The 13,862-nt window shown below is 71.7% G+C and carries 13 protein-coding genes; 12 read left to right on the top strand and 1 reads right to left on the bottom strand.

Annotated features, from left to right (window positions below; all coding sequences use genetic code 11):
- Positions 1-448 precede the first annotated feature (448 nt).
- Positions 449-1,471, bottom strand: a complete 1,023-nt coding sequence (locus ACZ62B_RS25285) for a LacI family DNA-binding transcriptional regulator (protein WP_469692190.1) — start codon at positions 1,469-1,471, stop codon at positions 449-451.
- A gap of 94 nt (positions 1,472-1,565) precedes the next feature.
- Between ACZ62B_RS25285 and ACZ62B_RS25290 the strand changes: the two genes are divergently transcribed.
- From ACZ62B_RS25290 to ACZ62B_RS25345, 12 genes are all read left to right on the top strand, one after another.
- Entirely contained in the window at positions 1,566-2,825 is a 1,260-nt protein-coding gene (locus ACZ62B_RS25290; RefSeq protein ID WP_344560513.1) for an MFS transporter, read from the top strand.
- A 9-nt stretch (positions 2,826-2,834) separates the two neighbouring features.
- Positions 2,835-4,196 carry a Pup--protein ligase gene (pafA, locus tag ACZ62B_RS25295; RefSeq protein WP_004933460.1) on the top strand — a complete coding sequence of 454 codons (1,362 nt, stop codon included), beginning with the start codon at positions 2,835-2,837 and terminating at the stop codon, positions 4,194-4,196.
- 137 nt (positions 4,197-4,333) lie between these two features.
- A complete protein-coding gene (locus tag ACZ62B_RS25300) occupies positions 4,334-5,335 on the top strand; it encodes an FKBP-type peptidyl-prolyl cis-trans isomerase (RefSeq protein WP_344560514.1) in 1,002 nt (333 codons plus the stop codon).
- A 61-nt stretch (positions 5,336-5,396) separates the two neighbouring features.
- A complete protein-coding gene (locus ACZ62B_RS25305) occupies positions 5,397-5,768 on the top strand; it encodes an FKBP-type peptidyl-prolyl cis-trans isomerase (RefSeq protein WP_030835713.1) in 372 nt (123 codons plus the stop codon).
- Between the two features lie 123 nt (positions 5,769-5,891).
- Complete coding sequence (locus ACZ62B_RS25310) at positions 5,892-6,845, top strand: helix-turn-helix transcriptional regulator (protein ID WP_344560515.1); 954 nt, start codon at positions 5,892-5,894, stop codon at positions 6,843-6,845.
- An 18-nt stretch (positions 6,846-6,863) separates the two neighbouring features.
- Positions 6,864-7,859, top strand: coding sequence for a helix-turn-helix transcriptional regulator (locus ACZ62B_RS25315; protein WP_344560516.1), 996 nt, complete (start codon positions 6,864-6,866; stop codon positions 7,857-7,859).
- A gap of 41 nt (positions 7,860-7,900) precedes the next feature.
- Positions 7,901-8,194, top strand: a complete 294-nt coding sequence (locus ACZ62B_RS25320) for a hypothetical protein (protein ID WP_030835703.1) — start codon at positions 7,901-7,903, stop codon at positions 8,192-8,194.
- A 10-nt stretch (positions 8,195-8,204) separates the two neighbouring features.
- Positions 8,205-8,399 carry a hypothetical protein gene (locus ACZ62B_RS25325; RefSeq protein ID WP_344560517.1) on the top strand — a complete coding sequence of 65 codons (195 nt, stop codon included), beginning with the start codon at positions 8,205-8,207 and terminating at the stop codon, positions 8,397-8,399.
- A 234-nt stretch (positions 8,400-8,633) separates the two neighbouring features.
- Positions 8,634-8,915, top strand: a complete 282-nt coding sequence (gene tatA / locus ACZ62B_RS25330) for a Sec-independent protein translocase subunit TatA (RefSeq protein ID WP_073933654.1) — start codon at positions 8,634-8,636, stop codon at positions 8,913-8,915.
- 92 nt (positions 8,916-9,007) lie between these two features.
- Positions 9,008-9,877: a twin-arginine translocase subunit TatC gene (gene tatC / locus ACZ62B_RS25335; protein WP_344560718.1), complete on the top strand. Its 870-nt coding sequence runs from the start codon at positions 9,008-9,010 to the stop codon at positions 9,875-9,877.
- Between the two features lie 31 nt (positions 9,878-9,908).
- A complete protein-coding gene (locus ACZ62B_RS25340; RefSeq protein WP_344560518.1) occupies positions 9,909-10,799 on the top strand; it encodes a diacylglycerol kinase in 891 nt (296 codons plus the stop codon).
- Positions 10,800-10,806: 7 nt separating this feature from the next.
- Complete coding sequence (locus ACZ62B_RS25345) at positions 10,807-13,665, top strand: DEAD/DEAH box helicase (protein WP_344560519.1); 2,859 nt, start codon at positions 10,807-10,809, stop codon at positions 13,663-13,665.
- The last annotated feature ends 197 nt before the right edge of the window (positions 13,666-13,862 follow it).

The following is a 13,862-nucleotide window of genomic DNA, read 5'->3' on the forward strand; positions in this document are numbered from 1 at the left end:
TCCGCTGCCGCTGCCGCTGCCGCTGCCGCTGCCGCTGCCGCTGCCGCTGCCGCTGCCGCTGCCGCTGCCGCTGCCGCTGCCGCTGCCGCTGCCGCTGCCGCTCACCGTGGGCTGCCGCCAGCCGCCGTTCCCGCGGGCAGAGCCACACCCCCAGCCTTCTGCGGCCTGCCGCTGCCGCTCCTCCGCCCTCCGCGGGCAGTCGTGCCGCCACCCTCCGCCCTCCGCGGGCAGTCGTGCCGCTGGGGCGGCACGGGTGGGCGCGACGGCACCCCGTGAGCGCCGGGCCGCGCGAACACCCCCCGGCCCACAGCAACGCCGGGGCACCCCACACGGCGCCGGGCAGCGCAATCCCACCCCCGGCCGACACCAACGCCGGGCGCCCCGTAAGAAGCCGCCGGCTGCGCACCCCACCCCCGCTCAGCACCGACACAGCGGGCCGCCGCAGCCCTCAGTGGGGCGCCGGGGCCGTGGACCCCCGTACCACCAGCTCGACCGGGATGTCGCCCGCGGCGGGGGCGCGGCCCTCCAGGACCGCCAGCAACGCCTCCATCCCCCGCTCGCCGAAAAGCTCCGCGTCCAACCGCACCGTGGTCAGCTCCGGATCGATCGCGCTCGCGAGGGCCAGATCGTCCAGACCGGTGACGGACAGGTCCTCGGGGACACGCAGTCCCAGACGCCGCGCGGCCTTGTACGTGCCGGCCGCCAGATGGTCGTCGTCGCAGATCACGGCGGTGGGGCGGTCCGGCACCGCCGCCGCCCCAAAGAGCGCGGCCTCCGCGGACACATCCGCCCCCTTGATCGAGATCGGTGCCCGCGCCGTGCGCAACGACGTCCCCGGAACCTTCCGCAGCCGCGCCGCCAGTTCCCGTGCGCGCACCTCGAAGGTCCAGGACGCCACGTCCGCCGCCAGGTGCAGGAAGTGGCGGTGGCCCAGTGCCAGGAGGTGGTCGGTGACCTGGCGGACGCCGTCGGCGATGTCGAGGTTGACCGTGGCCGCGCCCACACTGCCCTCGGGGTCGCTGTCCAGCATCACCAGCGGCAGCGCCTCGCCGCGGATCGCGGTGAGGGCCTCCGCGGCCATGGAGGAGGCGATGACGCCGTCCAGGGCCGCCTGCGCGGACGCGAAGGGGTCGCGGGCGGGGCCGATGCCCTCGGGGGAGGGGTAGAGGACCACGCCGAAGCCGTGCCGGGAGGCCACCCGGGCGGCGCCGGTGTAGACGCCGGCGAAGAACTCCGTGGTGAGGGCGGGGACGACCAGGAGGACCGTACGGGTGCGGCCGAGGCGGAGGTTGCGGGCGGCCAGGTTGGGGCGGTAGCCCAGGGTGCGCGCGGCCTCGCGGACGCGTTCCGCCGTGGCCTCGGAGACCCGGCCGCGCCACTTGTCGCCGAGGACCAGGGAGACCGCGGCCTGGGAGACGCCGGCGGCCTGGGCGACGTCCCGGCTCGTGGGGCGGGTGCCGGCTCGGGGCATCGTCGGGCCGCTCCTTCGTCTGGACTGGTGAACAGCGGACATGGTACGTATGGAGTGCTTAGTTATACGTAAAACTTCCAGTGGAGGGGCCCGCATGGCCACGGGATACCTGGATATCCTCCGGGCACGGCACGCCACCCGGCTGCTCGTGGGCACGCTCGTGGGGCGGCTGCCCAACGCGACCGCCGCCATCGCGATCGTGCTGTTCGTGCGCGCGGAGGGCGGTACGTACAGCCTGGCCGGCGCGCTGGCGGCGGTGTACGGCGTCGCCAACGCCGTGGGGCAGCCGGTGCTGGGGCGGCTGGTGGACCTGCGCGGGCAGCCGCGGGTGCAGTTGCCGGCCGCGGTGCTGTCGGCGCTGGCGATGGCCGTGTTCGCCTTCGCGGGGACCGGGTCGCCCGCGGTGGCGTACGGCGCGGTGGCCGCTGCGGGGCTCTTCACGCCGCCCCTGGAGGGCGGGCTGCGCGCCCTGTGGTCCTCCGTGCTGTCCGAGGAGGACCACGTCCACCGGGCGTACGCCATGGACGCCGTGGCGCAGGAGGTGATGTTCACCGTCGGGCCGCTGCTGGTGACGGTGTGCGCCTCGTTGTGGTCGGCGCAGGCCGCGCTGCTCGTGCTGAACGTCATCGGGGTGCTGGGCGCCCTCTCCGTGGTCGTCTCGCCGCCCTCGCGTGCCTGGCGGTCGGCGCCGCGCGAGGCGCACTGGCTGGGCGCGCTGCGCTCGCCGGGGCTGCTCGCGCTGCTGGGCGCCTTCCTGGCCGTGGGGATGGCGCTGGGGTCCATCACCGTGGCGGCGGTGTCGTACGCGGACGAGCACGGCGGCGACCAGGTGTACGGCTGGCTGATGGCGGGGATCGGGCTGGGTGCGCTCATCGGGGGCATGGCGTACGGGGCGCGGCAGTGGGCCGGTGAGCCCGCGCGGCGACTCCAGGGGCTCGTGGCCCTTCTGGCGGTGTGTTACCTGCCGCTGATGCTGATGCCGGGCGCGGTGGCCATGACGTTGCTCATGGTGGTCGCCGGGCTCTTCCTGGCGCCGGCCATCGCTTGTGCTTTCGTGCTCGTGGACCGGCACGCGCCGCGCGGGACCGTCACGGAGGCGTTCTCCTGGCTGGTGACGACGTTCACCGTGGGCGCGTCGGTCGGAACGGGTCTCACCGGCCCGGTGGTCGAGGCGGGCGGGGCGCTGTGGGGGTTCGCCGTGCCGGGGGTCGCGGGTGGTGTGTCGCTGCTGGTTTTGGTCGCCACGGGGCGGGTACTGGCAGTTCCCGCCGGGAGGGCGGTGGTTGCGGCCCGTTCGGAAAATGATCCGAATCGTGCCGTCGAACCTCGTTTCAGGTCGGGGGATCGGGCGTAATGTTCCCTCATGGACCGCCGCATTTTCGGGCTGGAGAACGAGTACGGCGTCACGTGCACGTTCAGGGGACAGCGCCGCCTGTCGCCTGACGAGGTGGCGCGGTACCTCTTCCGCCGTGTCGTGTCATGGGGCCGAAGCAGCAATGTCTTTCTGCGGAACGGCGCCCGCCTCTATCTCGACGTGGGATCACATCCGGAATACGCGACGCCGGAATGTGACAACGTGACCGAACTGGTCACCCACGACAAGGCCGGCGAGCGCATTCTCGAAGGACTCCTGGTGGACGCCGAACGACGCCTGCACGAGGAGGGAATCGCGGGCGACGTCTACCTCTTCAAGAACAACACCGACTCCGCCGGCAACTCCTACGGCTGCCACGAGAATTACCTGGTGGCCCGGCACGGGGAGTTCTCGCGGCTCGCGGACATCCTCATTCCGTTCCTGGTCACGAGGCAGCTGCTCTGCGGTGCCGGCAAGGTGCTGCAGACGCCGCGCGGCGCCGTGTACTGCGTCAGCCAGCGGGCCGAGCACATCTGGGAGGGCGTCTCCTCGGCGACCACCCGCTCGCGGCCCATCATCAACACGCGCGACGAGCCGCACGCGGACGCCGAGCGCTACCGCCGGCTGCACGTCATCGTGGGCGACTCGAACATGTCCGAGACGACCATGCTGCTCAAGGTCGGCGCCACCGACCTGGTGCTGCGCATGATCGAGGCGGGCACCGTGATGCGCGACCTCACCCTGGAGAACCCGATCCGGGCGATCCGCGAGGTCAGCCACGACATCACGGGCCGGCGCAAGGTGCGCCTGGCCAGCGGCCGGGAGGCCTCCGCGCTGGAGGTGCAGCGCGAGTACTACGAGAAGGCGCTGGACTTCTGCGAGCGCCGGGGCATCCGCACCGGCACCGTCGAGCAGGTGCTGGAGCTGTGGGGCCGTACGCTGGACGCGATCGAGGCCGAGGACCTCGACCGTATCGGCACCGAGATCGACTGGGTCATGAAGTACAAGCTCCTCGAGCGGTACCGGGCCAAGCACAACATGACCATGTCGCATCCGCGGGTCGCGCAGATAGACCTCGCCTACCACGACATCCACCGCCGGCGGGGTCTGTACTACCTGCTGGAGAAAAAGGGACAAGCGGCCCGGATCTGCAACGATTTGAAGATCTTCGAGGGCAAGTCCGTTCCGCCGCAGACCACTCGGGCCCGGCTGCGGGGCGACTTCATCCGGCGGGCCCAGGAGCAGCGCCGCGACTTCACCGTCGACTGGGTGCACCTCAAGCTCAACGACCAGGCTCAGCGCACGGTGTTGTGCAAGGACCCGTTCCGCTCGGTGGACGAGCGGGTGGAGAAGCTGATCGCCGGAATGTGAGAGACGCGTTCCGCCGGGGGCCCCGAAATTCCCGGAACGTCACACGGGCGCCGTACGTTACACCGTGCGGCGCCCTTCTCACGCCGTAGAGTTGCGCGGACGCCATCCACAAGATCGATGATTACGAGGCCCCCACCGTGCGCCGACGCTCACTACTCATTGCCGTTCCCGCTGGACTGGTGACCCTCGCCGCGTGCGGCGACGACAAGTCCGACTCGGGCAAGGCCAGCGACAGCGCCTCGCCCTCGGCGCCCCAGACGTCCGCGGCGCCGCCGCCGAAGATCGTCGACGGGCCGCTGCCGGCGATCACGGCGGGCAAGGAGTTCGGCCAGAAGCCGACGGTCGCCAAGGGCAGCGGCGACCCCTCCAAGGACCTCGCGGTCAAGACGGTCATCGCGGGCGGCGGCAAGACGGTCGCGGAGAACGACTTCGTCGTGGCCCACTACCTGGGCCAGGTGTGGAGCACCGCGAAGGTGTTCGACAACTCCTACGACCGCAAGACCCCGCTGGCCATCCAGCTCGCCCAGGGCACCATCATCGACGGCTGGCGGTACGCGCTGACCGGCAAGAAGGCCGGCAGCCGCGTCCAGATGGCCGTCCCGCCCACCTGGGGTTACGGCGAGCAGGGCAATGAGCAGGCCGGCATCAAGGGCACCGACACGCTGGTGTTCGTGGTCGACATCCAGGACTCGTTCAACGCCAAGAGCTCCGCCAAGGGCACCGAGGTGGCGCAGGACGACAAGGACCTGCCCAAGGTCGGCACCAACACCGACGGCAAGGCCCCCTCCGTCGAGGTGCCCGACGCTGACGCCCCGAAGAAGCTCGTGTCGAGCTATGTCATCGAGGGCGACGGCGAGGAGGTCGGCGCCGAGAACAGCGTCCTCGTGCAGTACAAGGGCGTGCTGTGGGACGGCGGCAAGGAGTTCGACTCCACGTACGACCGGGGGCAGCTGACGTCGTTCTCGCTGCAGCAGGTCGTCAAGGGCTGGGCGCAGGGGCTGACCGGCAAGAAGGTCGGCAGCCGGGTCCTCATCGTCATCCCGCCGGAGCTGGGCTACGGCGACAATCCGCCGGAGGGCAGCGGCATCAAGAAGGACTCGACGCTGGTCTTCACGGTCGACATCCTCGCGAAGCTGTGACGCCGTGGGGATGTAAGACTGTGCGTGTTCGCCTTTCCGCAGACAAGCAGGAGCGTTAGACGTGAGCATCGACAAGCCCGAGATCGACTTCCCGGGCGGCGAGCCCCCGGCGGACCTCGAGATCAAGGACATCTGGGAGGGCGACGGCGAGGTGGCGCAGGCGGGCCAGACCGTCACCGTGCACTACGTCGGCGTGGCCTTCAGCACGGGCGAGGAGTTCGACGCCAGCTGGAACCGTGGCACCCCCTTCCGCTTCCCGCTGGGCGGCGGCCGGGTCATCAAGGGCTGGGACCAGGGCGTGCAGGGCATGAAGGTCGGCGGCCGCCGTCAGCTGACCATCCCCGCCCACCTCGCCTACGGCAACCAGAGCCCCACCCCGGCGATCAAGCCCGGTGAGACCCTGATCTTCGTGGTCGACCTGCTCGGCGTCTGATCCGACCGGAGCCGATCATCCGGGGCCCATGCCTGTCCGGGCGTGGGCCCTCGGCTTTCACCGCGCCACCTCGGGGCGGTACGGTCGTCGGTCGTAAGCACCATAGGGAGGCGAAGCGGGTCGATGGCCATTGCCAAGGCCGAGCGGCTGATGAATCTGGCGCTGTGTCTGCTCGGGACGCGCCGGCCCCTCAGCAAGCGTGAGCTGCGCGAGTCGATCGAGGCCTATCTCGAAGCGGGCTCCGACGACTCCTTCAACCGCATGTTCGAGCGCGACAAGGACGACCTGCGCGAACTCGGACTGGTCATCGAGACCGTGGAGAACCTCGACGGCGAGGTCGGCTACCTGGCCCGCCGCGACAGCAACCGGCTGCCGCCCATCACCCTCGACGCCGAGGAGGCCGCCGCCCTCGGGCTCGCCGCCAAGGTGTGGCAGCAGGCCCGGCTCGCCGGAGCGGCCAGCGGCGCCCTGCAGAAGCTGCGCGCGGCCGGTCTGCCCGAGGACGTCGACCCGTACGGCGCCCATGGCGCGCTGGAGCCGCGCATCCCGGTGCACGAGGCCGCGTTCGAGCCGCTGATGCTGGCCTGCCGCGACCGTCGGCCGGTCGTCTTCGACTACCGCAAGGCCAACGCCGCCCAGCCCGGACAGCGGCACGTCGAACCGTGGGCGCTGGAGTGCTGGCGCGGCCACTGGTACCTGGCCGGCTGGGACCGCGACCGGGGCGCCGAGCGGGTCTTCCGGCTCTCCCGGATCACCGGGAAGGTGCGCTCGCGCGGCGGCCGGTTCACCGTCCCGGTGCCGGACGTCGTCACCGTGCGGGAGACCGTGGCGAGCTGGGCGGGGGAGACCGCCGACCGCTCGGCGCGGATCCGGCTGCGCTCCGACGCCGGTTACCCCCTTCGGGCGAAGGCCACCGTGGTACGGGAACTCGGCGACGGCTGGGACGAGTTGGAGATTCCGTACGGGCACGGCCTGGACGCCTGGCTGGTGGAGTTCGGGCCCGATGTGGTGGTCCTGGAGCCCGCCGAGCTGCGGGCCGACGTGATGGACCGGCTGCGTGCCGTGGCCAAGGGCTGAGGGGGAGCGGAGAAGGACGTGGCAGGCAAACCGGTCAGGCCCGTGAACGCCATCGACCAGACCCGGCGGATGCTCTCCCTGGTGACGTATCTGCGGGAGCGTCCCGGCGCGCGGATCGAGGACGTGGCGCGCGCCTTCGGGATCACCGAGGACGAGCTGGTCTCCGACCTCGATGTGCTGCCCATGTGCGGCACCAGCTTCCGCGGCGGCGATCTGCTGGACATCGACACCGACGGTGAGCGCATCTGGTGGCACAACCCGGCCGCCCTCGGCGCGGAGGCGGCCGAGCCGCTGCGGCTCGCCGCCGACGAGGCCACCGCGCTGCTGGTCGCCGCCCGCGCCGTGGCCACGCTGCCGGGGCTGCGCGAGGGCGACCGGCAGGCGCTGCTGCGGGCCACCGCCAAGGTGGAGGCCTCGGCCGGCGAGGCGGCCGGCGCCAGCGCCCGGCTGTCGGTGACCTTCGAGTCCGAGGGCGGCGTCTTCGCGGACGTCGACCGGGCCATCGCCGAGCGCCGCAGACTGTGGATCCGCTACTACTCGCCCGCGCGCGACGAGGTCACCGAGCGGGAGATCGACCCCATCCGCCTGGTCAGCGTCGGACACACGTATGTCGAGGCCTGGTGCCGGCGCTCCGAGGCGCGCCGCACCTTCCGGCTCGACCGGGTCGCCGAGATCCGCATCCTCGACGAGCCGTCCGCGCCGCCCGAGGTCGAGCTGCGGGACCTGTCGGAGGCGCTGGTGCAGCCCGCGGCCGAGGATCCCGAGGTCGTGGTCGAGGTCGGGCCGGGCGGTCGCTGGGTCGCCGAGTACTACCCGCACGACAGCGCGGACGAGCTTCCCGACGGCGGGCTGCGTATCACTCTGCGCACGCCCGACCCGGCCTCGCTCAGACGGCTGGCCCTGCGGCTCGGCCGCGACGGCCGCATCGTCGAGCCGCGCGCGCTGGCCGACAGCGCCCGGCAGGCGGCCCGCGAGGCGCTGGCGGCGTACGACGGGGTCGAGGCGGCCGGATGACCGGGGCCGCACGGACAGGACGACAGGCAGGAGCGAGGGCTTTGAGCGAGTCGGCGACGTCCGGTGCGCGGACCATGACGGCGGCGTCCGCGTTCGCGGGGATGAGAAGCGTGGCCCCGGTGATGTTCCGGGCGGGCTGCCCGGACTGCCGGGAGCGCTTCGAGCTCGCCGCGAGCGCGCTGCGCCTGGCCATCGGCGCCAGCAGCCGCACCACGTTCTACTCCTTCACCTGCCCCGAGTGCGGGGCGGCCGTCCGCAAGCCGGCGGGGGAGCGGATCGTGGAGCTGCTCACCGGCGGCGGGGTCCGGACGCTGCGGCTCCACTCGACCGTCTAGGCTCGCCCTCATGTTCTGGCCGATGTTCGCGATTGCCGTGGGGTTCCTGGGTCTGCTGGTGCTCGGGGTGTTCGCCGTCAAGGTCTTCGTCGAGGCGGAACGGCTCGGCAGGCAGGTCACGGACTCGGCCCGCCGCATCAGCCGCGCCGCGGAGGACCTGGAACACGCGGCGACCAGCACGGCCCGCTCCGCCGAATCCCTTTGAACGGTCCCGGCCACTCCCCGTGCGGCTTCGCCCTGTCACCTTGCGGGTCCCGGCAGGTACGCTGCTGATCGCGGCCCGGAGAACGAGGCCCGGACCGCGGACGGGAGTACGCACGGGGATTGCCGGACGTTTACCCCAGGGCGTTACGATCGCTGTCAGCGCCGTCGTTCGGACACCTGTCCGACCGGTCGGACAGCCACCCACCCACCCGCCTCGGTGAGAAGGTAAAGACTTATGGGACGGCTCGGACCCACCGAGATCATTCTGATCCTCGTCGTCATCATCCTGCTGTTCGGCGCGAAGAAGCTCCCGGACATGGCGCGGTCGCTCGGCAAGTCCGCCCGCATCCTCAAGAGCGAGGCCAAGGCGATGAAGGACGACAACAAGTCCGCCGCCCCCGCCGACCCGCCGGCCACCGGCGAGCAGCCCCCGGCGCAGCGCACCATCCAGGCCGCCCCCGGCGACGTGACCAGCTCCCGCCCGGTCACGGAGCCGACGGACACGACCAAGCGCTGACGCAGGGCCGGTGAACTCCGGCCCGCCGCACGAGATGGGAACGTGGGTTGCTCAAGTCTGCCCGCAAGCAGGAGAGGGATCCCGAGGGGCGGATGCCCCTCGTGGAACACCTGCGTGAGCTGCGCAACCGGCTCGCCAAGGCCGTCGTCGCGATCGTCGTGGTGATGATCGTGGCCGCGTTCTACAGCGAGCAGCTCATGCAGTTCCTCGCGGAGCCGGTGCCCAAATGCGAGGACCTGGCGAACAGCGACGGTGGTAACTGCGCCATCGTCTCCTTCAACACGCTGACGTCGCCGTTCACCACGACGATCAAGGTGAGCCTCATGGCCGGCCTGATCGTCTCCAGCCCTGTGTGGCTCTACCAGCTCTGGGCCTTCGTCGCCCCCGGGCTGCACAAGCACGAGAAGAAGTACACCTACTACTTCGTCTCGGCCGCGGTTCCGCTGTTCGTCGGCGGCGCCTACCTGTCGTACGTCATCCTCCCCGTCAGCATCAAGGTGCTGCTCAGCCTCACCCCCGGGGGATCGGCCAACATCCTCTCGCTCGACGAGGTCCTCGACTTCACCATCAGGATGGTGCTGGTCTTCGGCCTGGCCTTCGAGCTCCCCCTGCTGCTCATCATGCTGAACCTCGTCGGCATCGTCTCCGGCCGCCGCATGATGGGCTGGTGGCGCGGTGTCGTCATGGGCGTCTTCGTCTTCGGCGCGGTCGCGACGCCCACCACCGACCCGGTGGGGATGATCGCGCTCTCCGGGCCCATCGTCGTCCTCTACTTCGTCGCCGTGGCGTTCTCGCTGCTCAACGACAAACGGCGTGCCCGCAGGGAATCCCAGGGCCCCGCCGACGACGAGGCATCCGAGCTGGATCTCACCCCGGAGGACATCGATCCGGTGGAGCCCGTGGCGGCCCTGCCCGAGCAGGCGTCCAAGGACCGGGTCAACGGTTATGACGACGTGACCTGAGGGCCGCCTCGCAGCTCATAGGGTCATCCCCGTGACCAGCGAGATCACCCTCTTCGTCAACCCCACCGCGGGCCGCGGCCGGGGCGCCCGCGCGGCGCGGCCGGCCGCTTCCGCGTTCCGGGACGCCGGCTTCTCGGTGCGGACCGTGCTCGGTGACGATCCCCGGGACGCCTTGGACCGGGCGCGCGCCGCCGTCGAGGAGGGCACCGGCGCCCTGATCGCCGTCGGCGGCGACGGGATGGCGAACCTCGCCCTGCAGGCCGTCGTCGGCACCGGCACCCCCTTCGGACTGGTCGCCGCCGGAACCGGCAACGACTTCGCCCGCGCCCTCGGCATGCCCCTGCGGGAACCGGCCGCGGCCGGCCGGATGATCGCAGACGCCCTCAAGTGCGGCCGGGTCCGCGACATCGACCTCGGCCGGGTCGGCGACCGCTGGTTCGGCGCCGTACTCGCCTCCGGCTTCGACTCGCGGGTCAACGACCGGGGCAACCGGATGCGGCTGCCCCTCGGCCGCTTGAAGTACGACGTCGCGATGGTCGCCGAGCTGGCCGCCTTCCGCCCGCTGCCCTACCGGATCACCCTGGACGGCGGCGAGGTCCGCGAGGTCGAGGCGACGCTGGTCGCCGTCGGCAACGGGCCGTCGTACGGCGGCGGCATGCGGATCTGCCCCGGAGCCGATCTCACCGACGGGCTGTTCGACATCACGGTGGTCGGCGAGTGCAGCCGGGCCACGCTGCTGCGGGTGTTCCCGAGGGTGTACCGGGGCACGCACGTCGGCCATCCCGCGATCACCGTGCTGCGGGCGGCGAGCGTGGAGCTGGCCGCCGAGGAGGTCACCGGGTACGCGGACGGGGAGCCGGTGGGGCCGCTGCCGCTCACCGCGCGCTGCGTGCCGGGCGCGCTGCGGGTCGTGGGCCCCTGAACGGATAATGATCGTCCTGTTGTCGGTGCGGCCCGGTACGCTCGAAAGCACGATGACAGAGGACCTCTCACCGGCCGAGCGGTACGCGGCGGCGCGCAGGCGCGCTGCCGAGCAGGCCACCGCGCTCGCCTCCTTCCGCGAGATGTACGACTTCGGCCTCGACCCCTTCCAGATCGAGGCCTGCCAGGCGCTCGAAGCGGGGAAGGGCGTGCTGGTGGCCGCGCCCACCGGCTCCGGCAAGACGATCGTCGGCGAGTTCGCCGTCCACCTCGCCCTCCAGCAGGGCAAGAAGTGCTTCTACACGACACCCATCAAGGCGCTGTCGAACCAGAAGTACGCCGACCTGTGCCGCCGCTACGGCACGGAGAAGGTGGGCCTGCTCACCGGCGACAACAGCGTCAACTCCGACGCCCCGGTGGTCGTGATGACCACCGAGGTGCTGCGGAACATGCTCTACGCCGGATCGCAGACCCTCCTCGGCCTCGGCTACGTGGTGATGGACGAGGTGCACTACCTCTCCGACCGCTTCCGCGGCGCCGTCTGGGAGGAAGTGATCATCCACCTCCCCGAGTCGGTGACCCTGGTGTCACTCTCGGCGACGGTGTCGAACGCGGAGGAGTTCGGCGACTGGCTGGACACCGTCCGCGGCGACACCCAGGTGATCGTCTCCGAGCACCGGCCCGTGCCGCTGTTCCAGCACGTGCTCGCGGGACGCCGGATATACGACCTGTTCGAGGAGGGGGAGGGCCGCAAGAAGGCCGTCAACCCGGACCTCACGCGCATGGCCCGCCTGGAGGCGAGCCGCCCGTCCTGGGGCGACCGCAGGCGCGGGCGGGGCAACATGCGCGAGGCCGACCGGGAGCGCGAGCGCCGGCAGCGCTCGCGGGTGTGGACGCCGAGCCGGCCCGAGGTCATCGAGCGGCTCGACGCCGAGGGCCTGCTGCCCGCGATCACCTTCATCTTCAGCCGCGCCGCCTGCGAGGCCGCCGTCCAGCAGTGCCTGTACGCGGGCCTCAGGCTCAACGACGAGGAGGCGCGGGCCGCGGTCCGCGCCCTGGTCGAGGAGCGCACGGCCTCCATCCCGGCCGAGGACCTGCACGTCCTGGGCTACTACGAGTGGCTGGAGGGCCTGGAGCGCGGCATCGCGGCCCATCACGCGGGCATGCTGCCGACGTTCAAGGAGGTCGTCGAGGAGCTGTTCGTACGCGGTCTGGTGAAGGCCGTGTTCGCGACCGAGACCCTCGCGCTCGGCATCAATATGCCCGCCCGCTCGGTGGTCCTGGAGAAGCTCGTCAAGTGGAACGGCGAGCAGCACGCCGACATCACCCCCGGCGAGTACACCCAGCTGACCGGCCGGGCCGGCCGGCGCGGCATCGACGTCGAGGGCCACGCGGTCGTGCTGTGGCAGCGCGCCATGAACCCCGAGCACCTGGCGGGACTGGCCGGCACGCGCACGTATCCGCTGCGCTCCAGCTTCCGGCCGTCGTACAACATGGCGGTCAACCTGGTCGAGCAGTTCGGCCGGCACCGCTCGCGCGAGCTCCTCGAGACGTCCTTCGCGCAGTTCCAGGCGGACAAGTCGGTCGTGGGCATCTCCCGGCAGGTGCAGCGCAACGAGGAGGGTCTCGAGGGCTACAAGGACTCCATGACCTGCCACCTCGGCGACTTCGAGGAGTACGCGCGGCTGCGCCGGGAGCTGAAGGACCGGGAGAACGAGCTGGCCCGGCAGGGCGCGGCGCAGCGCCGCGCGGAGGCCGCCGTCGCGCTGGAGAAGCTCAAGCCCGGCGACATCATCCACGTGCCCACCGGAAAGTACGCGGGGCTGGCGCTGGTCCTCGATCCGGGGCTGCCGGCGGGCCGTTCCAACGGCCACCGCGGCTACGAGTACGCCGACGGCCCGCGCCCGCTGGTGCTGACCGCGGAGCGGCAGGTGAAGCGGCTGGCGTCGATGGACTTCCCGGTGCCGGTGGAGGCGCTGGAGCGGATGCGGATCCCGAAGTCCTTCAACGCGCGGTCCCCGCAGTCCCGCCGGGACCTCGCCTCCGCGCTGCGCACCAAGGCCGGGCACATCACGCCGGACCGGCACCGCAAGAAGCGCTCCCAGGCGGTCGACGACCGGGAGATCGCGCGGCTGCGCAAGGCGCTGCGGGCGCACCCGTGCCACGGCTGCCAGGACCGTGAGGACCACGCCCGCTGGGCCGAGCGCTACCACCGGCTGCTGCGCGACACCTCGCAGCTGGAGCGCCGTATCGAGGGCCGGACGAACACCATCGCCCGCACCTTCGACCGGATCGTCGCGCTGCTGACCGAGATGGACTATCTGCGCGGCGACGAGGTCACCGAGCACGGCAAGCGGCTGGCCCGGCTGTACGGCGAACTGGACCTGCTGGCCAGCGAATGCCTGCGCGAGGGCGTATGGGAGGGGCTGGCCCCCGCCGAACTCGCCGCGTGCGTGTCGGCGTTGGTGTACGAGGCCCGGGCCGCCGACGACGCGATGGCGCCCAAGCTGCCGTCGGGCAGGGCGAAGGCGGCGCTCGGCGAGATGGTCCGCATCTGGGGCCGGCTGGACGCCCTGGAGGAGGACTTCCGGATCAGCCAGACGGAGGGCGTGGGCCAGCGCGAGCCCGACCTCGGCTTCGCCTGGGCCGCCTACATGTGGGCGTCCGGCAAGGGCCTGGACGAGGTGCTGCGCGAGGCGGAGATGCCGGCCGGCGACTTCGTGCGCTGGTGCAAGCAGGTCATCGACGTGCTGGGCCAGATCTCGGCCGCCGCGCCGTCCGTCGAGGGTTCGACGGTCGCCAGGAACGCCCGCAAGGCGGTCGACGGACTGCTGCGCGGCGTGGTCGCCTACTCGTCCGTGGGCTGACCGCCCGGCCCGAGAGCCTCGAAGAAGCCCGGTGCGCCCCGTGCGCGCCGGGCTTCTGCCTTCCGCGCGCCCTCACCGGAGGCGTCACGGCCCGGTTCCATGGGCAGGATCAGGGAGCCGGGGGCGCTCCCTCACCCGTGACGGTGAGTGGTTTTCGTACGCCTGAGCGCGGTGACGGATGGTGTTCGAGCGGCCGC

This window comes from Streptomyces sp. NPDC053426, from assembly GCF_055585405.1.